The sequence below is a fragment of the Streptomyces monashensis genome, assembly GCF_001866665.1.
Lineage (GTDB): Bacteria > Actinomycetota > Actinomycetes > Streptomycetales > Streptomycetaceae > Streptomyces > Streptomyces monashensis.
Window position 1 is genome coordinate 25,575 of sequence record NZ_MLYO01000019.1, and the last position, 22,864, is coordinate 48,438.

At 71.8% G+C, this 22,864-nt stretch carries 27 protein-coding genes; 14 read left to right on the forward strand and 13 right to left on the reverse strand.

The genetic code is table 11. From position 1 onward, the window contains the following. The first annotated feature begins 10 nt into the window (after positions 1 to 10). The 8 genes from BIV23_RS46080 to BIV23_RS11760 all read left to right on the forward strand — a co-directional run bounded on the left by BIV23_RS46080 (position 11) and on the right by BIV23_RS11760 (position 3,959). The gene (locus tag BIV23_RS46080) at positions 11 to 196 is read left to right on the forward strand and encodes a DUF397 domain-containing protein (protein ID WP_079173094.1); all 186 of its coding nucleotides are present in this window, start codon (positions 11 to 13) and stop codon (positions 194 to 196) included. 87 nt (positions 197 to 283) lie between these two features. Next, positions 284 to 511: a hypothetical protein gene (locus BIV23_RS11730; RefSeq protein ID WP_071377625.1), complete on the forward strand. Its 228-nt coding sequence runs from the start codon at positions 284 to 286 to the stop codon at positions 509 to 511. Then, positions 498 to 1,013 carry a DUF6879 family protein gene (locus BIV23_RS11735; protein ID WP_071380812.1) on the forward strand — a complete coding sequence of 172 codons (516 nt, stop codon included), beginning with the start codon at positions 498 to 500 and terminating at the stop codon, positions 1,011 to 1,013. Before BIV23_RS11730 ends, BIV23_RS11735 begins: the two co-directional genes overlap by 14 nt. Before the next feature lie 221 nt (positions 1,014 to 1,234). Then, complete coding sequence (locus BIV23_RS11740) at positions 1,235 to 1,426, forward strand: hypothetical protein (protein ID WP_071380813.1); 192 nt, start codon at positions 1,235 to 1,237, stop codon at positions 1,424 to 1,426. After that, on the forward strand, positions 1,413 to 1,940 hold the full coding sequence (locus BIV23_RS11745) for a DUF6879 family protein (RefSeq protein WP_071380814.1): 528 nt from the start codon (positions 1,413 to 1,415) through the stop codon (positions 1,938 to 1,940). Before BIV23_RS11740 ends, BIV23_RS11745 begins: the two co-directional genes overlap by 14 nt. Continuing rightward, positions 1,937 to 2,767 (forward strand): helix-turn-helix domain-containing protein, encoded by an 831-nt coding sequence (locus BIV23_RS11750; RefSeq protein WP_071380740.1) that lies wholly within the window; start codon positions 1,937 to 1,939, stop codon positions 2,765 to 2,767. Before BIV23_RS11745 ends, BIV23_RS11750 begins: the two co-directional genes overlap by 4 nt. A gap of 244 nt (positions 2,768 to 3,011) precedes the next feature. Continuing rightward, positions 3,012 to 3,452 carry a glycine-rich domain-containing protein gene (locus BIV23_RS11755; RefSeq protein ID WP_071380741.1) on the forward strand — a complete coding sequence of 147 codons (441 nt, stop codon included), beginning with the start codon at positions 3,012 to 3,014 and terminating at the stop codon, positions 3,450 to 3,452. A 78-nt stretch (positions 3,453 to 3,530) separates the two neighbouring features. After that, positions 3,531 to 3,959: a hypothetical protein gene (locus BIV23_RS11760; protein WP_071380742.1), complete on the forward strand. Its 429-nt coding sequence runs from the start codon at positions 3,531 to 3,533 to the stop codon at positions 3,957 to 3,959. Between the two features lie 247 nt (positions 3,960 to 4,206). On the opposite strand, the gene BIV23_RS11765 is transcribed toward BIV23_RS11760, so the two are convergent. Both BIV23_RS11765 and BIV23_RS11770 read right to left on the reverse strand, forming a co-directional pair. After that, positions 4,207 to 5,205: an inorganic phosphate transporter gene (locus tag BIV23_RS11765; protein WP_071380743.1), complete on the reverse strand. Its 999-nt coding sequence runs from the start codon at positions 5,203 to 5,205 to the stop codon at positions 4,207 to 4,209. A 7-nt stretch (positions 5,206 to 5,212) separates the two neighbouring features. Further along, on the reverse strand, positions 5,213 to 5,833 hold the full coding sequence (locus tag BIV23_RS11770) for a DUF47 domain-containing protein (protein ID WP_071380744.1): 621 nt from the start codon (positions 5,831 to 5,833) through the stop codon (positions 5,213 to 5,215). A gap of 218 nt (positions 5,834 to 6,051) precedes the next feature. Here BIV23_RS11770 and BIV23_RS11775 point away from each other — a divergent pair, with 218 nt between their 5' ends. Continuing rightward, positions 6,052 to 6,396: a metal-sensitive transcriptional regulator gene (locus BIV23_RS11775; RefSeq protein WP_071380745.1), complete on the forward strand. Its 345-nt coding sequence runs from the start codon at positions 6,052 to 6,054 to the stop codon at positions 6,394 to 6,396. Positions 6,397 to 6,447: 51 nt separating this feature from the next. Here the strand turns inward: BIV23_RS11775 and BIV23_RS50255 are convergent, their stop codons facing one another. From BIV23_RS50255 to BIV23_RS11810, 8 genes are all read right to left on the reverse strand, one after another. Further along, on the reverse strand, positions 6,448 to 6,606 hold the full coding sequence (locus tag BIV23_RS50255) for a hypothetical protein (protein ID WP_177235600.1): 159 nt from the start codon (positions 6,604 to 6,606) through the stop codon (positions 6,448 to 6,450). Positions 6,607 to 6,707: 101 nt separating this feature from the next. Beyond that, positions 6,708 to 7,616: an SCO4651 family lipoprotein gene (locus BIV23_RS11780; RefSeq protein WP_071380746.1), complete on the reverse strand. Its 909-nt coding sequence runs from the start codon at positions 7,614 to 7,616 to the stop codon at positions 6,708 to 6,710. A 285-nt stretch (positions 7,617 to 7,901) separates the two neighbouring features. Then, positions 7,902 to 8,312 carry an NUDIX hydrolase gene (locus BIV23_RS11785; RefSeq protein WP_071380747.1) on the reverse strand — a complete coding sequence of 137 codons (411 nt, stop codon included), beginning with the start codon at positions 8,310 to 8,312 and terminating at the stop codon, positions 7,902 to 7,904. Positions 8,313 to 8,331: 19 nt separating this feature from the next. After that, positions 8,332 to 9,411, reverse strand: coding sequence for a CHAD domain-containing protein (locus tag BIV23_RS11790; RefSeq protein ID WP_071380748.1), 1,080 nt, complete (start codon positions 9,409 to 9,411; stop codon positions 8,332 to 8,334). After that, positions 9,392 to 11,800, reverse strand: coding sequence for an RNA degradosome polyphosphate kinase (locus tag BIV23_RS11795; protein WP_079173095.1), 2,409 nt, complete (start codon positions 11,798 to 11,800; stop codon positions 9,392 to 9,394). The genes BIV23_RS11790 and BIV23_RS11795 overlap by 20 nt, the downstream gene beginning before the upstream one ends. A gap of 101 nt (positions 11,801 to 11,901) precedes the next feature. Further along, positions 11,902 to 12,882 carry an ABC transporter permease gene (locus BIV23_RS11800; RefSeq protein ID WP_245790494.1) on the reverse strand — a complete coding sequence of 327 codons (981 nt, stop codon included), beginning with the start codon at positions 12,880 to 12,882 and terminating at the stop codon, positions 11,902 to 11,904. Next, positions 12,879 to 13,799 carry an ABC transporter ATP-binding protein gene (locus BIV23_RS11805; protein WP_071380750.1) on the reverse strand — a complete coding sequence of 307 codons (921 nt, stop codon included), beginning with the start codon at positions 13,797 to 13,799 and terminating at the stop codon, positions 12,879 to 12,881. Before BIV23_RS11805 ends, BIV23_RS11800 begins: the two co-directional genes overlap by 4 nt. Beyond that, a complete protein-coding gene (locus BIV23_RS11810) occupies positions 13,796 to 14,296 on the reverse strand; it encodes a GntR family transcriptional regulator (protein WP_079173096.1) in 501 nt (166 codons plus the stop codon). The genes BIV23_RS11805 and BIV23_RS11810 overlap by 4 nt, the downstream gene beginning before the upstream one ends. A 150-nt stretch (positions 14,297 to 14,446) precedes the next feature. Between BIV23_RS11810 and BIV23_RS11815 the strand changes: the two genes are divergently transcribed. The 5 genes from BIV23_RS11815 (at position 14,447) to BIV23_RS11835 (ending at position 19,190) form a co-directional block, all read left to right on the forward strand. Continuing rightward, positions 14,447 to 14,989 carry an RNA polymerase sigma factor gene (locus BIV23_RS11815; RefSeq protein WP_071380751.1) on the forward strand — a complete coding sequence of 181 codons (543 nt, stop codon included), beginning with the start codon at positions 14,447 to 14,449 and terminating at the stop codon, positions 14,987 to 14,989. Between the two features lie 172 nt (positions 14,990 to 15,161). Continuing rightward, the gene (locus BIV23_RS11820) at positions 15,162 to 16,016 is read left to right on the forward strand and encodes a cupin domain-containing protein (RefSeq protein ID WP_071380752.1); all 855 of its coding nucleotides are present in this window, start codon (positions 15,162 to 15,164) and stop codon (positions 16,014 to 16,016) included. Further along, on the forward strand, positions 16,013 to 16,933 hold the full coding sequence (locus BIV23_RS11825) for an ABC transporter ATP-binding protein (protein WP_245790495.1): 921 nt from the start codon (positions 16,013 to 16,015) through the stop codon (positions 16,931 to 16,933). Before BIV23_RS11820 ends, BIV23_RS11825 begins: the two co-directional genes overlap by 4 nt. Next, positions 16,930 to 18,465: an ABC transporter permease gene (locus BIV23_RS11830; protein WP_071380753.1), complete on the forward strand. Its 1,536-nt coding sequence runs from the start codon at positions 16,930 to 16,932 to the stop codon at positions 18,463 to 18,465. The genes BIV23_RS11825 and BIV23_RS11830 overlap by 4 nt, the downstream gene beginning before the upstream one ends. Beyond that, positions 18,462 to 19,190 (forward strand): ABC transporter, encoded by a 729-nt coding sequence (locus BIV23_RS11835; RefSeq protein WP_245790496.1) that lies wholly within the window; start codon positions 18,462 to 18,464, stop codon positions 19,188 to 19,190. The genes BIV23_RS11830 and BIV23_RS11835 overlap by 4 nt, the downstream gene beginning before the upstream one ends. Here BIV23_RS11835 and mshD read toward each other — a convergent pair. The 3 genes from mshD to BIV23_RS11850 all read right to left on the reverse strand — a co-directional run bounded on the left by mshD (position 19,147) and on the right by BIV23_RS11850 (position 22,610). After that, complete coding sequence (gene mshD / locus BIV23_RS11840; protein ID WP_071380754.1) at positions 19,147 to 20,124, reverse strand: mycothiol synthase; 978 nt, start codon at positions 20,122 to 20,124, stop codon at positions 19,147 to 19,149. The genes BIV23_RS11835 and mshD overlap by 44 nt on opposite strands. A 111-nt stretch (positions 20,125 to 20,235) precedes the next feature. Further along, positions 20,236 to 21,357: a tetratricopeptide repeat protein gene (locus tag BIV23_RS11845; RefSeq protein WP_071380755.1), complete on the reverse strand. Its 1,122-nt coding sequence runs from the start codon at positions 21,355 to 21,357 to the stop codon at positions 20,236 to 20,238. After that, positions 21,354 to 22,610 carry an ATP-binding protein gene (locus BIV23_RS11850; RefSeq protein ID WP_071380756.1) on the reverse strand — a complete coding sequence of 419 codons (1,257 nt, stop codon included), beginning with the start codon at positions 22,608 to 22,610 and terminating at the stop codon, positions 21,354 to 21,356. The genes BIV23_RS11845 and BIV23_RS11850 overlap by 4 nt, the downstream gene beginning before the upstream one ends. Positions 22,611 to 22,864 lie beyond the last annotated feature (254 nt).

Consider the following 22,864-nt stretch of genomic DNA (forward strand, 5'->3'; position numbering starts at 1 on the left):
GAGAGCGACAGTGCAGACACTTCACTGGCAGAAATCCATTTACAGCGGCGACAGCTCGAACTGCGTCGAGATAGCCACCACCCCCTCGGCGATCCACATCCGCGACTCGAAGAACACCGGTGGCCTCCAGCTCACCATTACCTCCTCCACCTGGACGGAGTTCATCCGCTACGCGGCAGGGGGCAGAGCCTCGTAGAAGTTCGTGCAAGTTCGTGGTGGTGGCGGCGTCCTGGCCTGCAAGCTCGTTCCAGTGATCGCCCATCACGGTCAAAGGAGGCCAGGCATGACGTTGCGCAAGCTGGGCAAGGACCCCGAGAGTCCTGAGGGCAAGTCGCCGACCGTGTACCTCGACGATGAGAAGGACACCTACCTGGTCCAGGGCTGGAAGGTGACCGATGAGGACAGGCGCTCGCAGTTGGATCTGCCCGGTCACGAAGACGTCGTAGAGATCCCCCGACGCATGGTGCAGTTCTTTCTGGAGGTGAACAGCGGTGGCGATGCCGACGCTTGAGGAGCGGCTTCGGCGCTGTACCCGTGCTGCCGTGCACCTGGAGATGCGCGACGGCTACATGCGTTCCGATCCCCGTTTCGTTGCCTGGCAGCAGGGCGTCAGGAACGACCCGGCCGACAGTGACCCTGAGCGTCGGCCGTGGTTGCGACTGATCGCCGACCTGGTGGGCCAGGGGGTCGAGGTGCGGAGGGCGCGGATCGTGTCGGAGCCGGTGTCGGACTACATCAGCTTCGAGCACCACCTGACCGGTCCCACCCTCGCCGCAGGTGAGCAGGTTCGCTGGTTGCCCCGCCGCCGTGCCTCCGGGCTCGCTCTGCCGGGCAACGACTTCTGGCTCTTCGATGACAGCTCAGTGGTGTTCCACCATTTCGCTGGAGACGGTGAACTCGCTCTGGAAGACGAGGAGTTCACTGACGATCCGGCCGTGGTGAAGCTGTGCGCGAGCGCGTTCGACTCCGTCTGGTCCCTAGCAGTGCCGCACGCGGACTACCAGCTGACCTGATCCACCATCTCCGGCGCCACCTCATCCAGCGTCAAGCAAGCACGGCACGTGTCAATCCCCTCCACCTGGACGGACTTCCTCTCGCACGCGGCGGAAGCCGGAGGCCCGTTCGCTTCGTGTTGACGGTTTCCAGAAGCGGAAACCAGGAACTCTTGCCGAATGCACGACACGGTCGGGACGATCAGTGACGACCTGTCCACGTCTGGGAGGAGCCCGTGGTGGTGAAGCTGATTCGACTGGTGGGTGAGTGCGACGACGGCGATTGCCCGACGCTGTACGCCACCGACCGGGGGACTTTAGTTGTGCAGGGAGGTCTTCTGGCCGACCACGGTAGGGAGATCCCGGCGCACGAAGCCCTCGTCGAAATCCCTGTAGAACTGATCCGAAAGGCTGTCCGTGGTGACCTCATCTAGTCTGACGTTGGGGGAGTGGTTCACCGCGTTCGAGCGCGAAGCGTTCCGACTGGAGACGTTGGACGACTACAGCCAGTCGGGAGGAGTCGGCGCCTACCAGGCCTTCCTGGCCGGGCGGGAGCAGCCCGAGTCGTACCGGACGGCAGAGTGGCTGACCACAGTCGGGGACGCTACCAAGGCCGGTAAGCGTGTGTATCGCGTGCACATTCTGTCCCGCCCGCTCACGGACTATCTACGGTTCGAGCTGTCCTGGGGGTATCGGCGCAACATGACGGTCGGCGAAGAGTTCTTCATCATCGACACCACCGAACAGGCGAACCCCATCCCCGACTCGCCCGACTTCTGGATGTTCGACAGTGCGGCTGCTGCGGTGATGGCGTACGACGGTGCCGGGAAGTACCTCGGGAGCGAATTCGCGGAGGAGGAGCGGCTGGCCGATTTCCGGGCCTACCGGGATACGGCACTCGCGCATGCTGTGCCGTTCACGGAATGGTGGGCACGGCACGGGGAGTGAACAAGGCTGAGCTGGGGTCCGCGCTGCGGGCGCTGCGGCAGGCATCCGGAAAGGAAGCCAAGACCGTCGCCCGCCGCGCGGCTATGTCCAGTTCCAAGCTGTCCAAAATCGAGAACGGCGCCGTCATGCCGAGCGTCGTGGACGTCGAACAGATCCTGACCGCCGTGGGGGTTTCCGAAGACATCAAGGCCGAGTACATGTCGGTGGCTCGGGCAGCGGCGACCGAGGCGACGGCCTGGCGCTTGTACCGGCGGCTCGGATACCACCGGAAGCAACAGCAGATCCAGGCGATCGAATCTCGTACGACTCTGCTGCGCCTCTTTCAACCCGCGCTCGTACCGGGCCTTCTACAGACGCCGGAGTATGTCCAGGCAGTCCTCGGCCGCAAGGATCTCACTGCGGAACAGCTTGCACGAGCAGTGGGTGCCCGGCTTGCGAGACAGGGCATCCTGTACGAGCCGGGGCGGCAGCTTCGCTTCATCGTCACGGAGCCCGTACTGCGATGGAGAATCGTCCCGCCACTGGTGATGGCCGGGCAACTCGACAAGCTCATTTCCGTTTCCCGGATTCCCGGCGTCGACTTCCGTGTCGTGCCGCTGTCGGTGCGGCAGACCGATTTTCCCAGCCACTCGTTCTCTATCAAGGATGATCGCATGGTGACGGTAGAAACCGTTCATGCGGAGCTGACAGTGACCGATCCGCGAGACGTCGCCTTGTACGTCGAAAAATTCGAACGATTTGCTAAAGTGGCCGTTTCCGGGGACGTCATGCGAGGCTTGGTCGAGGAAATACGCGACGATTTCTTGCGGGAACAGGAAACCGACTAGAGCAGTGCCCCGTGGCCTGTCGAAGATGAGGCCATGGAGAGCGAAGAGCGCGGGCCGGGGGCGTCCGGTGAGCCGTCGCCCAAGCCGAGTTGTTTCACGTGCCTTTCCCTGTCCGTCGAGCGGACGAATGCCCGCTCCTGTGGGAACTACAGCGCTGTGTCCGACGCCAATGTGCTGCTGCGGCGACACCAGATGGCGGCGCACTGACGGGCATGTCGGATCAGCTGGGAGAGAGGACTTCCGAATGACCGTGGCACCTGAAGCGTTGGCCGTCACGTGGCGGCGAGGCCGGGACCTCGTGTCCCCCGAGCTGTTCGCGCGGCTGACGGACTTCTGCGCCGAGGAATACGGGCACGAGCGGTCCATGGCCGCGCGGATCATGACCGAGGCCCTGGCGTTCGTGGACGTCATGGGCGTGACTGGTGAGGCCATGTCGCCGTCCAAGGTCGTGGATCCGGGGTGGCACACGTTCATGCTGCACACCGAGGAGTATGCCGAGTTCTGCGAGACGCGGTACGGCCGGTTCATCCACCACGCCCCGAAGTCCCGATACAGGGACAGGGCCACGATGGCGGACGTCGTGGCCAGGATGCGCGCCCACGGCTACGAGGTCGACGAGTCCCTGTGGGGCACCAAGGCCGACTGCAACGAACCGACGTGCTGCGGCGACGGTCCCTGCTGCTGATACCGGCCACTGTCAGTGCCAGCCCCTAGAGTCCCGGTTCTCACGGTCGGGGACTCTAGGGGCAAACAGGGAGTTTTCATGGCAACTGCCGAAGGGATCAAAGGCCGGGGTCGGGTGACTGTCTTCTCCCTTTTCGGGCCCGTCTTCGGTTACGCGACCACGCTCGTGGACGATCAGCAGCTCGCCTACGTGGGGCCACTGACCCCCGGTGTCGGGTGGCGCCTGCTCTGGAGGATGGCGGAGAGGTGCCACAACGACGGGGCGACGGAAACCAGGAAGGCCGAGTGGATCGTCTCGCAGGCGTCCCGGGCGTTCATCTGCGGCAGCGGTGTCGTGGTGAAGCTCTCCGACGCCGATTGGGAGATGGAGGCCGGCGGCTGGTCCGTGGAGCTGAGCGGCTCCTGGTGCAACCAGGACGTGCTGGTCACCGGCAATCTCACGGTGCCGGCGCTCACCGACGAGCAGACCGCCCCGAAGCCCACCTGCTACCCGCAGTACGCCGACTGACGCCCCGCCCGATCCGCAGGGCGCACCCCTCGGCCGCAGACCAAGACGGGTTTCGATGTCGGCGATTGGCACGTCTGGGCCAGCTCGGACGGCCGTGACAGGGGCTTCGCCGGGCGCCACTGGCCCAGATCGGCCAACCGCCGGCTGACCGGCACTGATCCGGCCGCGTCCCGGACAGCGAACCGCCCACCCTCTTGGTCGGCTTTTCAGCTGACCGAGACGGGTGGGCGGGTGGGCGAGAAAGGAACTACAGCGCCACCAGCTTGACCACTCCGAAGGCCAGCGCGGCGACCAGTGCGGCGGCCGGCATCGTGATGAACCAGCCCAGGACGATGTTCTTGGCCACGCCCCAGCGCACCGCGTTGACACGCTTCGTCGCGCCGACGCCCATGATCGCCGAGGTGATGACGTGGGTCGTGGAGATGGGCGCCTTGAAGAGGAACGCCGTGCCGAACATGATCGACGCGCCGGTGGCCTCCGCCGCGAAACCCTGCGGGGGGTCCAGCTCGATGATCTTGCGGCCCAGGGTGCGCATGATGCGCCAGCCGCCGGCGTAGGTGCCGAGCGACAGCATGACCGCCGAGACGATCTTCACCCAGACCGGGATCGGGTCGCCGAAGGTCTCGTTGCCGGAGATCACCAGGGCCATCACCACCACACCCATGGTCTTCTGGGCGTCCTGGAGGCCGTGGCCGAGGGCCATGCCCGCGGCCGAGACCGTCTGCGCTATGCGGAAGCCGCGCTTGGCCTTGTGCGGGTTGGCCCGGCGGAAGATCCACATGATCGCCAGCATGGCCAGGTAGCCGACGATGAGGCCGACCACCGGGGACAGGACCATCGGGATGATGATCTTGTCCACCACGCCGTTCCAGTGCACACCGGTACCGCCCGCCAGCGCCGCGCCCACCAGACCGCCGAACAGGGCGTGGGAGGAGGAGGACGGCAGGCCGTAGTACCAGGTGGTGAGGTTCCAGACGATCGCGCCGATCAGGGCCGCGAAGAGGATGCCCATGCCGGTCCCGCCGCTGGGCGTCTCGATGAGGCCCTCGGAGACCGTCTTGGCGACGCCGGAGCCGAGGAAGGCACCGGCCAGGTTCATCACGGCGGCCATGGCGAGGGCCGCCCGCGGGGTCAGGGCCCGCGTCGACACCGAGGTCGCGATGGCGTTCGCGGAGTCGTGGAAGCCGTTCGTGTACGTGAAGAAGAGCGCGACCAGAATGGTCACGATGAGGGCGAAGGTGTCCATCGACGCCTCAGGACTCCTTGACGGCGATGGTCTCCACCGTGTTCGCCACGTGCTCGAACGCGTCCGCCGCCTCTTCCAGGACGTCCACGATCTGCTTCAGCTTGAGGACCTCGATCGCGTCGTACTTGCCGTTGAAGAGGTGGGCGAGCAGCTTGCGGTGGATCTGGTCCGCCTGGTTCTCCAGCCGGTTGACCTCGATCCAGTACTCGGTGAGGTTGTCCATCGTGCGGAGGTTCGGCATCGCCTCCGCCGTCAGGTCGGCCGCCCGGGCCAGCACCTCGATCTGCTGCTCGACGCCCTTCGGCAGTTCCTCGACGTTGTAGAGGACGACCAGGTCGACGGCTTCCTCCATGAAGTCCATGATGTCGTCGAGGGATCCGGCGAGGGCGTAGATGTCCTCGCGGTCGAACGGCGTGATGAACGAGGAGTTCAGCTGGTGGAAGATCGCGTGCGTGGCGTCGTCACCCGCGTGTTCCGCGGCCCGCATACGCTCTGCGATCTCGGCTCGGGCAGGTCCGTCCGCCCCGAGCAGTTCCATCAGGAGTTTCGAGCCCGTGACGATGTTGTCCGCGGATGCGGCGAACATGTCGTAGAAGCTCGTCTCCCTGGGGGTCAGACGAAAGCGCACGTGGGGTCCTCGGGGTGCTTCGGTTTCGGTCAGGCTGATGCTAGGCGCATCATCCGGCCACGGCTATCGGGCCGTATCCCAGTGTCGCCCATCAGGCACAGTGATCAGCACAGGGGCGTACCAAGGGCCCCATACCCAGCAAAATTCGTTACCATATACCCAGTAGGGGTATGTGAACGCAATTGTTACCAAGATCGTGACCTAGACGGAGGCCAGCGATGACGACGACCGAGGCCGGCGCCACGGCCCCCGCCGAGGGCACCTGCCACGACGCCCCCGCCACGCACGGCTACCACAAGCAGAAGGACGAGCACCTCAAGCGGCTGCGCCGGATCGAGGGGCAGATCCGCGGGCTGCAGCGGATGGTGGACGAGGACACGTACTGCATCGACATACTCACCCAGGTCTCGGCCTCCACCAAGGCTCTCCAGTCCTTCGCGCTCCAGCTGCTGGAGGAGCATCTGCGGCACTGCGTGGCCGACGCGGCGCTCAAGGGCGGCGACGAGATCGACGCGAAGGTGGACGAGGCGACGAAGGCGATCGGCCGCCTCCTGCGCACCTGAGCGCGCACCTGAGCACGCACCTGAAGTTCACGTGAAAGTGCACGTGAACGGCTAGTTCTCCCGCTCCTCGTACACCCGCAGCACCTCGTCGATGCTCTCCAGGCTGAGCCGGTCCTCGGCGGCCGACGCCGCGATGATCAGCTCTCCGCACAGCTCGATCTCGGCGAGGGCCACGTGGTCCTGAACCGCCGTCCCGCCGACCGGAGCCACTCGCCTCACCTCATCTCTGCCGTTACCGACTTCCTAGAGTAGGCAGCGCTCTACACACCGCGCATGGCACGGACGGGCTAGTCCAGGGATGGCCCACCGGGCTAGTTCGAGGGTTCCCGCGCGGGTTCCCGGGATGGCTTGTTCTCGTCGGTGCCCCTGCCGGCCTCCTCCGCGATCCGGCCGGCGTAGATGTCCTGCGCGTGCGGCAGCCGGACGTCGGCCGGGGTGCCGAAGTCGTACAGCAGCGTCGTCGAGGCGACCGCCACCGGGGTCTTCTGCAGGCCGTTGACGAAGCTGAAGCGCTGCCGGAGCTTGCGGATCCGGCCCTGGTCGTCGAGATAGACGTCGAACGGCACCTCGGCCGTGGCGAACCCCTTGGCCGCCGCGCGCAGTGCAGGCCGGTTCGCGGCGGAGGCGCTGCGGGCCGCGTCGGCCAGGTTCGCGGTGCCCCGGTAGTGCCGTACGGCGGTGCCGCCGACCTCGGTGCGGCCCGCGTAGGCCGCCGTACGGGTCCCGCGCAGCACCTCGGCCGCCGCGTACGGGTCGGTCGCGCCGCCGGTCACCAGGTTGCCGTCGGAGACGGAGGCGGTGTCCACCCGCACCCACTTGTCGGCGGGCACGCCCGCGCCCCGGTTCTTCATGAACAGGGCGCCGGGGGCGAGCAGTTCGGTGATGGGCCGGTGCTCGGCGGCGCCGGCGGGATCCTCGGGCAGGACGACGGTGAGCCGGCCCAGCCGGTGCCGGTAGTCGTAGACGCCCTTGCCGCGGATGGTGACCCGGGTGCCGCCGGCGGCCATCTCCATGGAGGTGGTGGCCTTCGACGTGCCCGCGCCGCCCAGGGTGTCGGCGGCCCGGCGCAGCAGGGCGACCGGATCGCCCGCGCCCTTCACGTCGTCGGCGGCGGCCCGGCTGTCCGAACAGCCCGTGGCACCCGCCGCGAGGCCGAGCAGGACGCCCACCGCGACGACCGTTGCGCCCAGGTGACTGTGCTGTTGCTGCCGCCGATCCATCGCCTGCCTACCCCCAAGCCGGTACGTCCGTCACGGGCCCCAGTCGTTCCGGTTAACGACGGGTAGGGGGGCACCGTCACGCGCGCGGGCGGGCGCACGGACGGCGCGAGGGAAGCGCAGGAGTACCGTTGACGGCGTGGCGCAGCAGGACGGGCCGGAGCGAGTCCGGCGGGAGCACCTCACCTCTACGACGGAACAGGGCCGCTTCTGTGTGGCCCGCTGTGTCTGCGGCTGGCGCGGCCCGGCCCGCAGAGCCCGCAGCCAGGCCCGTACGGACGCGGAGACTCACACGGCCAGTGCGTGAAGGGCGTCCGCCACCAGGTCCCGGTCCCGCGGCTGCGTGAGCCGGCCGCGGGCGGCGGCGGGGGAGAGCCACAGGACGCGGTCGACTTCGTCGTTGGGCGTGAAGCGGCCGGACACCGCCTGGGCCGCCCAGTAACGCACCTGTTTCGGGCGGCCGTTGGCCAGATAGCGCACGGCCGGCAGCTCGGCGCCGGGCTCGGCCGTGTACCCGGTCTCCTCGGCGACCTCGCGCAGCGCCCCGGCGAGCGCGTCCTCACCCCGCTTGAGCTTGCCCTTGGGGTGGGACCAGTCGTCGTACTTGGGTCGGTGGACCAGGCAGATCTCCAGGTCCCCGGCGACCGGCGAGCGGCGCCAGAGCACACAGCCGGCGGCCAGCACCAAGGTGTCGTTCACACCGCCTCCCAGCGGGACGTCAGGGCGCGTTGACGGTCTGCTTCTGCCAGGCCTGCTGGAAGGCGAACCGGGCCGCCTCCACCTCGTGCCGCTGGTCGGCGTGGAGCACCCCGAGCGCGTACGCCGTCGCCGGCGCGATGCGCGGGGTGCGGGCCGCCTGCGCCGCCGCGGCCGCCGCCTCCGAGGCGTCCCGGTGCCGGTTCAGCGCCTGCCCCGCCGACAACAGCCGCACGTCCACCGGCGAGTTGCCCCCGTGGAGCACCTCCTGGGCGTACCGGTGCAGGCGCAGCAGCAGCCGGACCTGGTGCCAGGGGCCGTCCTGGGGGTGCGGGGACGGGTCCGGGGACAGGCCGTGGACCAGGGCCTCCGCGTTGTACGGGTGGCCCGCGGTGACGAGGGGGAGGGCGCCGATGGCGGCCGTCAGCCGTTCCTCCGCAGCGGCTGCCGGCGGGCGCAGGTCGGTCGTCGGGGCGGTGAGGGTGAGGGGCACCTCGCTGGCGAGTACGGCGACCTTGTCGGCCACGGCGTGAAAGCGGCTGGACCCCAGTGCCTGGAGCGCGGTCGAGTGGGCGCGGGTCCGGGCCAGGGTCAGCTGGCGCTCCAGCAGGGCGCCCGCCTTGGCCGCGCCCACGGTGAGGTTGCCGCGCTCCTGCGTGGCCGTCGCGCCGCCCGGACCGCCGGCCGGGAGCGGCGCGGCGGCCAGGGCGGCGTCCACCGCCTGGGCCGGGAGCACGGTCGCCCCCGACAGCCGGTGCAGGGCCAGCAACAGCCGCTCCAGCCGGGCCTCGTAGGCGTGCTCCAGGCCCAACGTGCCGGACAGCCAGGCCAGTTCGGGGCGCATCTCCTCGGACCAGTCGGGGTCGAGGAGGGGCCGGAAGGTGTGCAGGTTGCCGCTGATGCGGCGGGCCGAGCGGCGCAGCAGCTGTGCCGCGTCGACCGACTCCTCCGTGCCGTTCGCCTGATGGGCGCCGCCGGTCTCCCGGTGCAGGCGCAGCGCGCGGAGGAACTCCGTGGCCTGGGCGCGCAGGTAGGCCGCGAGGGACTCTCCTGTCGCCACGTCCGCCGCGGGGTCCGTCGGGTCAAGGTGTTGCTGTGCCACGCCGGCGCCTCCGGGCGTCTATGAGCATCTCCTGGACGTTGCGCAGGGGCTGGCCGTCCGCATCGGTCGCGTGCCGGGTCCACTCGCCGTCGGGGCCGAGGTGCCAGGAGGCCGTGGTGTCGGACATGCCGGTGTCGAGCAGCCGGTTCAGGGCCGCCCGGTGTGCCGGGTCGACGACACGGACCAGGGCCTCGATCCGGCGGTCGAGGTTGCGGTGCATCATGTCGGCGCTGCCGATCCACACCTCGGGCTCCCCGCCGTTGCCGAAGGCGAACACCCGCGAGTGTTCGAGGAACCGGCCGAGTATGGAACGCACCCTTATGTTCTCCGACAGGCCCGGGACGCCGGGGCGGATCGCGCTGATGCCGCGCACCCAGACGTCGACGGGCACGCCGGCCTGGGAGGCCCGGTAGAGGGCGTCGATGACGGCCTCGTCGACCATCGAGTTGACCTTGACGCGGACGAAGGCCGGGCGGCCCGCGCGGTGGTGCTCGACCTCCTTGTCGATCCGGGAGACCAGGCCGTCGCGCAGGGACTTGGGGGCCACCAGCAGGCGGCGGTAGGTCTCGCGGCGGGAGTAGCCGGACAGCCGGTTGAACAGGTCGGACAGGTCCGCGCCGACCTGCGGGTCGGCCGTGAGCAGCCCCAGGTCCTCGTAGAGGCGGGCGGTCTTCGGGTGGTAGTTGCCGGTGCCGACGTGGCTGTAGCGGCGCAGCGTGTCGCCCTCCTGGCGGACCACCAGGGACAGCTTGCAGTGCGTCTTCAGGCCGACCAGGCCGTAGACGACGTGGCAGCCGGCCTCCTCCAGCTTCTTCGCCCACTTGATGTTGGCGTGCTCGTCGAAGCGGGCCTTGATCTCGACCAGGACGAGGACCTGCTTGCCGGCCTCGGCGGCGTCGATGAGCGCGTTGACGATCGGGGAGTCGCCGGAGGTGCGGTACAGGGTCTGCTTGATCGCGAGGACGTCCGGGTCCTCGGCCGCCTGCTCGATGAAGGCCTGCACGGAGGTGGAGAAGGAGTCGTACGGGTGGTGCAGCAGGACGTCCCGCTGGCGCAGGGCGGCGAAGATGTCCGGCGCCGACGCCGACTCGACCTCGGCGAGGTCACGGTGGGTGCCCGCGATGAACTTCGGGTACTTCAGCTCGGGCCGGTCCAGGCCGTGGATGCGGAACAGGCCGGTGAGGTCGAGCGGGCCCGGCAGCGGGTAGACCTCGGCCTCGGAGATCTTCAGCTCGCGGACCAGCAGGTCGAGCACCTCGCGGTCGATGGACTCCTCGACCTCCAGGCGCACGGGCGGCCCGAAGCGGCGCCGCATGAGCTCCTTCTCCAGGGCCTGGAGCAGGTTCTCGGCGTCGTCCTCCTCGACCTCCAGGTCCTCGTTGCGGGTGAGCCGGAAGGCGTGGTGCTCCAGCACCTCCATGCCCGGGAACAGCTCCTCCAGGTGCGCGGCGATGACGTCCTCGACCGGGACGTAGCGGCCGGGGCTGCTCTCCAGGAAGCGGGACAGCAGCGGCGGCACCTTCACGCGCGCGAAGTGCTTGTGGCCGCTGACCGGGTTGCGCACGACGACCGCGAGGTTGAGCGAGAGACCCGAGATGTACGGGAAGGGGTGCGCGGGGTCGACGGCGAGCGGGGTCAGGACGGGGAAGATCCGGTGCCGGAAGAGGGTGAACAGGCTGGCCTGTTCCTTCTCGGTCAGCTCCTGCCAGCGGACGAGGTGTATGCCCTCCTCCGCGAGTGCGGGGGCGACGTCCTCGTGGTAGCAGGCGGCGTGCCGGGCCATCAGCTCGCGCGAGCGGGCCCAGATCATCTCCAGGACCTCACGGGGTTGGAGCCCGGACGCGGAACGGGTGGCGACGCCGGTGGCGATACGGCGCTTCAGGCCGGCGACCCGGACCATGAAGAACTCGTCCAGGTTGCTGGCGAAGATCGCGAGGAAGTTGGCGCGCTCCAGCAGCGGCGTGTTCGGGTCCTCGGCCAGCTCCAGGACGCGCTCGTTGAAGGCCAGCCAGCTGCGCTCGCGGTCCAGGAACCGGCCCGCGGGCAGGGGGGTGCCGTCCCCCGGCGTCTCCTCGTAGTCGTCGAGGTCGGCATCGAGGTCGGGCTCCAGGTCGGAGACCGTGGCGGCGACGGTGTGCGGGCGGTGCGCGGCGATGGAGCCCACGGGGGGCTGCGTCTTCGGATATGAGGTGCGGCCCGAGGGGCTTCCGCCGAGGGCGGCGGTGGGAGACGGGTGGGCCGGTGCCTGGGCGTCTGGCTGACTCATGACCCCATTCTTCCGCGCCATCGGCGTGACGGGCGCGTCGGAACGTGCGGGCGGGAGCGTCACGGCCCCGTTCGGCGCGGCCCCCTCGGGGGGCGGCGAAGGCTCTGGCACGGCGGGCTTCATTGGCCGAGCGTCGCAAGTCTGGCTGAATCAATGGTTACGGCGACATGACGTGCGGGATATCGCGGGGCGGCTCCCGGGGGAGCGCCCCGCCGGGCGGCCCCCTACGACACCTGCCGCCGCAGTACCCGGAAGCACGCGAGGGCGAGCAGACCCGTGACGGCCAGGAGCAGGGCGCTGGTGGTCAGCTGGAGGGGCCAGTAGTGGGAGTAGGGGTGGTAGGTGTCGTAGAACCCGGCGGCCTTGGCGTAGGCCGCGTCGCAGGCCGCCTCGGAGTCGCAAGCGGGCAGCGGCAGGTGGCCGCCGGTGCTGGTCAGCATGCCGTGGTCGACGCCGAGGCCCGCGCCGAGGTCGAGCTGCTGCTGCTTGGCGGCCGTCCGGGTGACCGCCGGCCACAGGTGGGGCAGCAGCTGCTGGGTCGTGCCCCAGATGCCCGACATGAACACCGCGCCGAGGACCAGCGCGGGCAGCGCACGGCGGAGCAGCAGGCCCGCCAGGGCGCCGGCCGCGAGCCCGGCGAGGGCCAGGGCGGCGGTGGTGGGCCCGTTGGCGTGGAAGGTCCCGGTGTCGTACCAGGTCTTGGCCGTGTCGATACGGCCCCGGCCCGCCGCCCAGGCCCGGTGGTGCAGCCAGAACAGCAGGCTCGTGCCGGCGGTGAGGGCGAGGGCGGGGACGGCCAGCCGCACCGCGAGCCAGCGGGCCGGGGAGGTGCCCTGGGTCCAGGCCAGCCGGGCCGTGCCGGACTCCAGCTCGCGGCCGGTCAGCGCGGCCCCGGCCCAGGCGGCCACCAGGAAGGGCAGCACGTTCAGGGCGTAGGTCGTGTAGTTGTACCAGCTCTTGTAGCGCAGGATCGCGGTCTGGTCGTAGCTGCACGGCCGGTTGAAGTCGCAGGCGTCGTAGTGCCGCCAGCCCTCGGCGGCCGCGTCGGCCCACGGGCCGGCCAGGGCGATCAGCAGGCCGGCGACCACGGCGAACAGGCCCGCCCACGCGAGCAGCGCGGGCCGGTGCAGGCGCACCACCCAGCGGGTCATGCGCGGCCTGCCGACGGTCGCTACGGCGTCGACCGGTCCGGTCAGAACAGTCACGCGGCACTCTCCTCGGTGACGGCTTCGGTGGTTCCGGTGGATTCGGCGGCTTCCGCCGTGGCCAGCCCGGGGGCCCCGGGACTGCGCAGGTGGGCGAGGACCAGCTCCTCCAGCGAGGGCACCGAGGTGCGCCAGTCGCCGGCGAGCGGTCCGGCCGGGCGGATCAGCGCGGTGAGCTGGCGGCCGGTGGTGCGGGACTCGACCACGGTGTGCGGGCCGAGGTCGGCGTCGGCCTCGGCAGTGATCCGGCGGTGGGCGGAGCGCAGGTCGTCGATGTCGCCGGCCAGCCGGACCCGGCCGTCGCCGACGAGCAGCAGATGGTCGCAGGAGTCCTCCAGCTCGGCGACCACGTGCGAGGACATCGCGATCGTGGTGCCGTGCTGGGCGGCGTCCGCCATCAGCGTGCCCATCAGCTCGTGCCGGGCGAGCGGGTCGAGGTCGGCCATCGGCTCGTCCAGGAGCAGCAGTTCGGGCCGCTTGCCGAGGGCGAGGGCGAGCGCGACGCGGGTGCGCTGGCCGCCGGAGAGCGTGCGGACACGTGCCTCGGGGTCGAGGGCGCCGCCCGCGACGACCCGCTCGGCGACGGCCGCGTCCCAGCGCCCAGGGTTGAGGTCGGCGCCCATGCGCAGCGTCTCGGCGACGGTGAGCTGGGGGTGCAGCGGCTTGTCCTGGGCGACGAAGCCGACCCGGGGGCGGGCCTGCGCCGGGCTGGTGCCGAGCACGGTCAGCCGGCCCTCGGTGGGCGGGAGCAGCCCGGCGGCGAGCGCGAGCAGCGTCGACTTGCCGGCGCCGTTGGGTCCGACGACGGCGCACACCCGTCCGGCGGGCAGCCGGAAGCCGCACTCCCGCAGCGCCCAGCGTCCCCGCCGGCCGAACCGTTTCCCCAGTGCCTCGGCCCTCAGCGCCGTGTCGGTCATGACGGGTCTCCCTGCGAGTTCGCGGTGTGCTGGGTGTGCTGGGTGTGCTGGGTGTGCTCGGTGTCGCGTCGCGTGCCGTCCGCGGTGACGCGCGTGCCGGGTTCGGCCGCGTGCGCGTCGGGTACGGCGAAGCGCTGGTCGAGTACGGCGGTGAAGAGCGCGGCCACGTCCTCGCGGTCCAGCCCCGCCTCACGCGCCCGGTCCGTCCAGGTCTCCAGCTCGGCGCGGAGCGCGGCGTCGGCGGTCGCGGCGCCGAGCGAGCGCCGGACGAAGGTGCCGAGCCCGCGCCGGGCCTCCACCAGTCCCTCGCGCTCCAGCTCCCGGTACGCCTTCAGGACGGTGTTGGGGTTGATCGCGGTGGCCTCCACGACCTCACGGGCCGTGGGCAGCCGGTCGCCCGGCCGCAGCAGGCCCATGCGCAGGGCCTGCTTGGTCTGCTGGACGATCTGGACGTAGGTGGCGACCCCGCTGTGCCGGTCGATGCGGTACTCGACCACGCCCTCACCACTCTTTCACTAATTGAGTAGTGAAAGGGTGGTGCAAGCCCGGCCGGGAAGTCAAGCGAGGACCTGTAGAACCGACCGAGGATCCGTGGAACCGATCGAGGATCCGTGAACCGATCGCGGGCCCCGGTCCGATGAGGAGACGTGAGCGAGAAGAGAAGCGACGGGGAGCTGCTGCGGGCCATCGCGGCGGACCGGGACCGGCGCGCCTTCGAGGAGCTGTACCGGCGCTACGCGCCGTGGCTGACCGCGCGCCTGCGCGGGCGGTGCGCGGACGCCGGGGTCGTCGACGACGTCGTACAGGAGACGTTCCTCGCGATCTGGCGGGGCGGGGCCCGTTACCGCGAAGAGGGCGATGTGGCGGGGTGGCTGTGGCGGATCGGCTCGCGCCGGCTCATCGACGCGCTGCGCGGCGACGGGGCGCGCGGGCGGCTGCGGCAGGCACTGGCCCGGTTGCGGCACCGGGACGAGGCGTCCGCCGAGGAACGCGTGCTCGCGGGAGTGGAGCACGGGGACCTCGCGGGCGCGCTGGTCCGGCTCTCGCCCGAGCTGCGGGCGGTGCTCCAGGCGACGGTCGTCGACGGCCTGTCCACCCGTGAGGCCGCCGTCCTGCTCGGCATCCCGCCGGGCACGGTCAAGACCCGGGCGATGCGGGCCCGGAAGCAACTGCGGGAGGCACTGGCATGACCGGGTCCCTGGACCGAGCGATCGACGAGGGCTCACGGTGCGTCCGCCGGCCCGGCGGCGACAGGCGGGAGACGAGGGCCGGCACGGCCGGGCGGAGGGCCGGGACCGGGTTCCCGGGCGCAGAGGGCTCGCGGGGTCTGCCGCGGGGCCGTGACGGGCGGGAGGCGCGCGCATGACCTGGCATGTGGCCGAGGACGAGCTGCGGGCCTACGCGCGCGGGGAACTGGCGCCCCCGCTGCTGTGGTCCGCCGACACGCACCTGACCGGATGCGCCGTCTGCCGGGCGCGGCTCGCCGAGGTCTGGGACCCCGGCGCGCTGGACGCGGCCTGGGAGCGGCTGGACGCCGAACTGGACGCGCCGCGGCCGGGCCCGTTCGAGCGGCTGCTGGTCCGCTGTGGGGTGGCCGACCACACGGCACGGCTGCTGGCCGCCACGCCGGTGCTGCGCCGCTCCTGGCTGACGGCGGTGGCGCTGCTGCTGGTGCTGTCGGTGCTGACGGCCCACGGCGTCCACTCGGACACGTTCTTCCTGGCCGTGGCCCCGCTGCTGCCGCTCGCCGGGGTCGCGCTGTCGTACGGGCCCGCGCTCGATCCGACGTACGAGATGACGGTCGTCGCCCCCGTGCACGGCTTCCGGCTGCTGATGATCCGTACGGTCGCCGTGCTCGCCGCCGTGCTCGGCCTGTCGGGCCTGGCCACCCTCGCGCTGCCCGGGTACGGGCTCGGTGCGCTCGGCTGGCTGCTGCCCGCGCTCGCGCTCACCGCGGCCGGGCTCGCGCTCACCCCCCGGCTCGGGCCGGTCGTGGCACCGTCCGCCGTTGGCGGGGGCTGGGTCGTCCTGCTGCTGGCCGCCCGTGTGCACCAGGGGGGCGGCGCCGGGGCGCTCGTCCCCTTCACCGCGGCCGGCCAGGCGGTGGCGGCCGCGGTCGCCGCCCTCGCCGCCGCCCTCCTCTTCGCCGCCCGCGACCGCTTCGACCAGTCCCACCAGACCCGCCAGACCCACCAGTCCTTCCGGAGTGCCGCATGACGACCGTCTCCGCCGCTGTCACCGTCTCCGCCTCCGGGCTGACCCTGCGCTACGGCGCCACCCGTGCCCTCGACGACGTGTCGCTGCGGCTCGGTCGCGGTGTGACCGGGCTGCTCGGGCCCAACGGGGCCGGAAAGACGACCCTGTTGCGGGTGCTCGCCACCTCCGTGCCGGCCGCTTCGGGCGCGTTCACGGTGCTCGGGCACGACCCGGCCAGCGCGCACGGCCGCCAGGAGGTGCGGCGCGCGCTGGGCTATCTGCCGCAGACGCCCGGCTTCCATCCCGACTTCACGCCCTTCGAGTTCGTGGACTACGTCGCGATCCTCAAGGAGCTGACCGACCGCGCCGCCCGGCACCGGGAGGTGCGCCGGGTGCTGGACGAGGTCGGCCTGGCCGAGGTGCGCGGCAAGCGGATCAAGAAGCTGTCGGGCGGGATGCGGCAGCGGGTCGCGCTGGCGGCCGCGCTCGTCGGCGACCCCGGGTTCCTGGTGCTGGACGAGCCGACGGTCGGTCTCGACCCCGAACAGCGCATGCGTTTCCGGGAGTTGATCGCGCAGGCCGGAGAGGGCCGCACCGTGCTGCTGTCCACCCACCAGACCGAGGACGTGGCGATGCTCTGCCACCGGGTGCTGGTCATGGCCGGCGGCCGTGTCCGCTTCGACGGCACCCCCGCCGAGCTGGCCGCGCGGGCCGCGGGCCGGGTGTGGCGCAGTACCGCCCGCGACCCCGGCGCGAAGGCCGGCTGGCGCACCGGCACCGGCGGCTACCGCAACGTCGGCGACCCGCCCGAGGGCGCCGACCTGCTCGAACCCACCCTGGAGGACGGCTATCTGCTCACCCTCGACGGCGACCGCGGCGACCGCGGCGACCGCGGCGACCGCGGCGACCATGGCGACCGGGCGGAGGCGACGGCGTGACCGCGACCGCCCTCACACAGCAGGCGGCCCCCGCCGTCGCACGCTCCGGCCCCCGGAACTCCTGGGCCGCCGTTCTCGCCCTGGCCGCGTTCGAGGCCCGGCGCCTGCTCCTGCGGCTGCCCGTGCTGCTGGCCTTCGCCCTCCACGTCACCTGGATCGTGTGGCGCACACTCCAGCCCCGGGACGACTACCCCGTCCTCCAGGACGCCGACCGCGCCACCCAGGGCGGCCCGCTGCTGGTCGGCCTCGCGGTGCTGCTGTGCGCCAACCGGGCCGTGCTGCGCTCCACACGCCGGGACACCGAACGCCACTTCGCCGTGCTGACGCTCGGTGTGTGGCGCCGTACGGCCGCGCACGCGCTGTCCGTCGTCCCGCTCGCGCTGCTCACCGCCGTGGCCGTGACCGCCCAGTTCACCTGGGAGGCGCTCAAGTCCGGTGCGGTCGGCCGGGGTTCGGTGGCCGAGCTGCTGACCGGACCGCTGGCGGTGCTGCTGTTCGGGGCGGTCGGGGTGCTGCTCGCCCGGCTGGTGACCTCGGCCGTCGCGGCGCCGCTGCTCGTCGTGGTGTTCCTGCTGCTCTTCGTCGGCGGCGCGTTCCCCTCTTCCGGGCAGGAGACCGGGGCCGTGTGGCTGGACCCGGTGGTCACCACGGCCGGCGCCCACCCGTACCCCTCCGACCTGCTGGGCCGCCCCGCCGGCTGGCACGCGCTCTACCTCGCCGGGCTGGCCCTGACCGCGGCGCTGCTCGCGGTGCTGGTCTCGGGCGGCCGCCGGAGCCGGGCCGTGCAGGCGGCCTTCGCCGGTGCGCTGACCCTGGCCGTGCTGGGCGGGGTCGTGCAGACCGGCGGGGTGCCGGCGCGGACGGTCGAGGCCCGTGTCCGAGCCTCGGTCGCTCCGGAGAAGGAGCAGCGGTGCGTGCGGCGCGGGCAGGTGCGGTACTGCGCCTTCTCCGAGTGGCTGCCCCGCGTCGCCGGCTGGGCGCGGGTCGCGGACCGGGTGCAGGCCCTCGCGGGCGGCCCCGCCCGGGGGCGCGACCTGCTCGTACGACAGCGGGTGGACGTCCGCGGCGGTCTCCTTGACGACGCCGCGCTCGCCCCCTCCACCCGCCCCGGCCAGGTGACCGTCGGCACGTCCTGGGGCGGCAACCGGGTGCCGGAGTTCTCCACCGCCGTGGCCGGTGTGCTGGTCGCGGGCGACGAGAAGGCGGCGAGCGTGGTGTGCGACGGCCGGATGGTCACGGTGATGTGGCTGTCCCTCGCCTGGCAGTCCGACCCCGAGTCCGCCCTGCGCGGCGTCCGCCTGGACGACAGCCTCACCGGCTCCGCGATCGTGGTCTCCCGCACCGAGCCCCTGCTCATGACGGCCGGCCAGACCAAGGTCGTCCGCGCCCTGTTCGACCGCCCGTTCTACGGCGTCGCCGCCAGGGTCAAGGCCCACTGGGCCGAGCTGACGACCCCGGGGGTCACGACGGTCCGGGCGGCCGAACTGCTGGGCGTGCGGGCGTCGGTGGGGGCGGACAGGTGCGCGCGGTGACCCCGGCCCGGGGCTCCCGCCCGGGGGTGCGGCCGAGCCGGGCACTGCCGGGTGCGCGGGTCGCCGCGGCCCTGGTCGCCCCCGTCTGGCGCACCCTGCCGTGGCGGACGCTCGGTGCGGCCGCGGCGGTGGGGCTGCTGGTGGTCGGGGCCGGCCGGGCGGTGGGGGCCGGGCCGGTGGAGACCCTGTACGGTCTGCGGGGCGCCGGGCTCGCCCTCGCCCTCGGGGTCGCGTTCCTGCTGGACGACCCCGCCCGGCACACCACGGCCCCGGTACCGGTCCGTCGGGCGGTGCGTACGCTCCTGCGGGCCGCGCTCGTGACGCCCGTCGCGGGACTGTGGTGGGCGGCCGTCCTGCTGCTCGTGCCCGGCACGGTCCGGCCCCCGGCCGGGGACCTCACCCTGGAGACCGGCACCGCCCTGGTCCTCGCCCTCGCCGGGGCCGCCGTCGCCGTACGGTACGGCGACGCCCCCGAGCCCGGCCGGTCGGTCGCCGCCGCGCTGCTCGGGACCGCCGTCCTCGCCCCCCTGCTGCTGCCCGGCCACTGGGCGCTGTTCGTCCCACCGAACGACCCCGGGTGGACCGCGGCCCACGAACGCTGGGCACGGCTCCTGACGGGCGCGGCGGCACTCTGCGCGGCATCACTCCACGAACGCGGCCCCCACGGTCAGAGTCGCTCCGTCACGTCTCCGTGCGGTACATCAGGTCCGTCTCGTACGTCGTGAAGCCCAGGCGTTCGTACACCGACACGGCTGCCTGGTTGTCGGCGTCGACGTAGAGCATCGCCGTCGGCAGACCCTGCGCGGCCAGGTGCCGCAGGCCGATCGTGGTGAGGGACCTGCCGAGGCCGCCGCCCTGTTCGCCGGGGCGCACGCCGAGGACGTACACCTCGCCGAGCTGTTCCTCCGCGTGCACCTTGGTCCAGTGGAAGCCGACCAACTCGCCGCTCCGCTCGGCGAGGAAGAAGCCGGCCGGGTCGAACCATGACTCGGCCTTGCGGTCGTCGAGGTCCCGCTGGGTCAGCGAGCCCTGCTCGGGGTGGTGGGCGAAGGCGGCCGCGTTGACCGTGAGCCACGCGGTGTCGTCCTTGCCGGGCACGAAGGCGCGCACGCTCACGCCCTCCGGCAGCTTCGGGTCGGGCAGCTCCAGACCGGTCAACGGCCGCCGCATCTGGCGCAGTTCGCGGAACAGGGTCAGGCCGAGCACCTGGGCCAGATGCCGGGCGGCGGGGTGTCCGCCGTGCGCCCACACCCGCAGCCGCTTGCCGGACGCGCCGAGCAGGGCGGAGCCGAGCGCCCGGCCGTGTCCGTGCCCGCGGTGCACGGGGTGGACGACGAGTTCGGCGGCCGGCGCCTCCACCGGGTCGGTGTCCTCCAGCTGGGCGTAGCCCACGAGTTCACCGTCGACGGTCAGCAACAGGTGCGAGACGCCCTCCCGGGCTCCCGCCCGCCGCCCACCGCCACCCTCAACGGAGTCGCTACGCGACGCTGTGAAGTTTCGCAGTTGCAGTCGCCCCTGCTCGGACACCGGCTGCTGTCCGTCGGCCCGGACGGCCTCGGCCAGCAGGTCGAGTACGGCATCGGCCTGGTCCGGGGTGAGCGCGGAGTAGGTCTCGATGGAGCGGGCTGGGAAGGCTCGTACGGTGTCGTCGCTGCTCATGGGTACGAGGGTACGGGGCGAGGGTGGCGAAAGGCGCTGACGGCAGCGAGACGACAACGAAGAGAGAGGTCGCGGTCGTGAGCTTCCACAAGATCGTCCCGGTGAGGGGGTTCAGGTGGTCTTCCGCCGGTCGAACGGGATGGTCGCGAGCGTCGGCAGCAGGCCCGCCCAGAACACGATCCGCGGCACGCCCCGCTCGGCCCACGGCACCTGGCTGATCAGCAGCGCGCACAGCATGGCCCACGCGGCCTGGCCGAGCACGATGCGGGGCCAGCGGCGGCGCCGGAGCACGGACCGGAGGTTGTACCGCACGCCCGTGCGCAGCCGTCGGTAGCGCAGCAGGGCGCCGACGGCCCACAGGGCGCCGACGGGCACGAAGTACCACAGCTGTTGCCCGAGCGGGACGGGCAGCTCGCGCGGGGCCTGCCCCTCCTTGGTCCACAGGTCGAGCATGGTGGCGGCGAACCCCAGGCTGAGCACGGCGATCAGGCGCACCCCGCGCAGCAGCCGGTACGTGGCGTGGTCCAGGCCCTGTTGAAGGGCGGAGGAGTCCGGGGCGACGGCGAGCGCGTCGGCGTAGAGCGCGGCGGCCTCGGCGGCCTTGACGCCCGGCGCGGTGGCGGCCTGTCTGGTGTGGTGGGCGAGGGCCTGCGGGTGCCGGGGGTCGCGGCGCAGGATCTCCTGGACCATCTCGTCGACGCGAGCCTGGTCCTTGGCCATGTCCGCGATGCTCCAGCGCACCTCGTAGGGGAAGACCTCCTCGGGCGCCAACCGTACGGCGGTGAGGGCCAGTTCGTCCGACTCGCGCAGGTAGCCGGTCAGGGCCTCCTGGGTGACCGTGCCGCCGGAGGGCGTGCGGGTCAGGGAGCGTATGCGCCACAGCCAGTGCCCGAGCAGCGCGTAGCCGTACCAGTACTGGGGAGCCAGCCGGATGACCTCGCGCAGCGGGGCCTCGGCGTCCACGATGCGGCCGTTGGTCTGGAGGGCGTTCGCGTGCTGGAGGAGCGCGTCGGGGTGCTCCGGGGCGAGGGCCAGCGCCCGCTCGCTCGCCTCCAGCGCCTCGGCCGGCTCGCCCCCCGCGCGCACGCAGCGGGCGAGCCGGATCCAGGCCTCGGCGTCCTCGGGATCCTCTGCGATCCGCCGCCCGAGCAGTGCCTTTGCCTCGTCGTGGCGCCCCAGCTCGTACAGCGCGTCGGCCCGCTCCAGGGCCGGATGCGGACCGGTGCCGCTCACAGCTTCCGCCGCTTCTTCAGATAGGTGACGAGGTCGTCGTACATCCCGCCCTCGTTGGCGAACATGGCCACGTTCCGGGCGGCGGCGAACCACGGCTCGGTGGACGGTACGACGTCCTTCGCGGCAGCCAGCAGGTCCTTCATCCCGATCATCCGCACGGTCCCGGTCCGGGCGGAGTCGAGCAGCGCGCGCTCGGACGCCGCCTCGCAGACATGGGCCAGATCGGCGCCGGAGAGCCCGTCGGTGACCTTGGCGAGCTTGACCAGGTCGATGTTCTCGACCGGCCGTTCCCGCAGGTGGTAGTGGAGGATCGCCTCACGGGCGGGCCCGTCGGGCGGCAGCACGAGCAGGGTCCTGTCGAGCCGCCCGGGCCGGCGCAGGGCGTTGTCGACGTCCCAGGGCACGTTGGTGGCGGCGAGCACGAACACGCCCTCGTTGGCGGCGGATTCGATCCCGTCCAGCTCGGTCAGCAACTGGTTGACGGTGTTGCGCATGCCGCCGTGGAGGGTACGGCTGCGCTTGCCGCCGAGCGCGTCCAGCTCGTCGAGGAAGACGACACAGGGCGCCTGCCGCCGGGCCGTCTGGAAGATCTCGTGCATGTTTCGCTCGGAGTTGCCGGTCCACATGTCGAGCACGTCGTTGACCGACACCGACAGGAAGGACGCCCCCAGCTCCCCGGCGACGGCCCGCGCGATGAAGGTCTTCCCGCACCCCGGCGGCCCGTACAGCAGCAGCCCGCCGCGCAGGCTCTTCCCGTACAGCTTCCGCAACTCGGGATTGCGCAGGGGAGCCAGAAAGGCGGCCTCCAACCGCTCCTTGACCTCCCGCATCCCCCCGACGTCGGCGAGCCGCACACCCCCCGGACGCTCGACGTCCCAGGCCTCGGCGTCCCCCGGGTCGCCTCCCCCGTCCGCCCGCAACGGCTCCTCCGGCTCCGGCTTCCCTTCGACGAACCGCGGCGGCACGACGTCCCCGACCTGCTCCTCGGCGGCCCGCCAGTCGAAACCGGCCCGGACCGAGGGGGCCTGCTGTTGCGGCTGTTGCCGGGGAACCCCCATGGCCCGCGCCATGAGCCGCCGCGCCTGTTCGTCCCCCGGCGCGTTCTGGAGCGCGACCGCCACCTCGGCGACGGCGGCCTCCGACTGCCCCTCGTCCAGGAGCAGTTCGGCCAGGTGCAGGCGGAGCGGCACATCACGCGGAGCGGCGGCGACGGCCGCCCGCAGGCTGCGTATCAGAGGGGAGTCTTCCGGCATGGACCCCACCCTACGGAGCCGCTGTGCGGCTCCTTCCGCCCGGGCCCGGTGATGGCCTGGCGCCGGGGGAGACGACCTCGACGACGAGGGACACGGCGGGGCGCGCACGTTCGGGTGATGCGGGCCGGAAGCCCTGACAGACGAGGCCGCGTCTCCCCCATGGTTGATCTCCCGGCCGAACGGATGGGCGGGGTGCGAACGACTCATGCGGAAGGTACGAGGCGGTTATGGTCGTGGATACAGCGCGTCGAAGG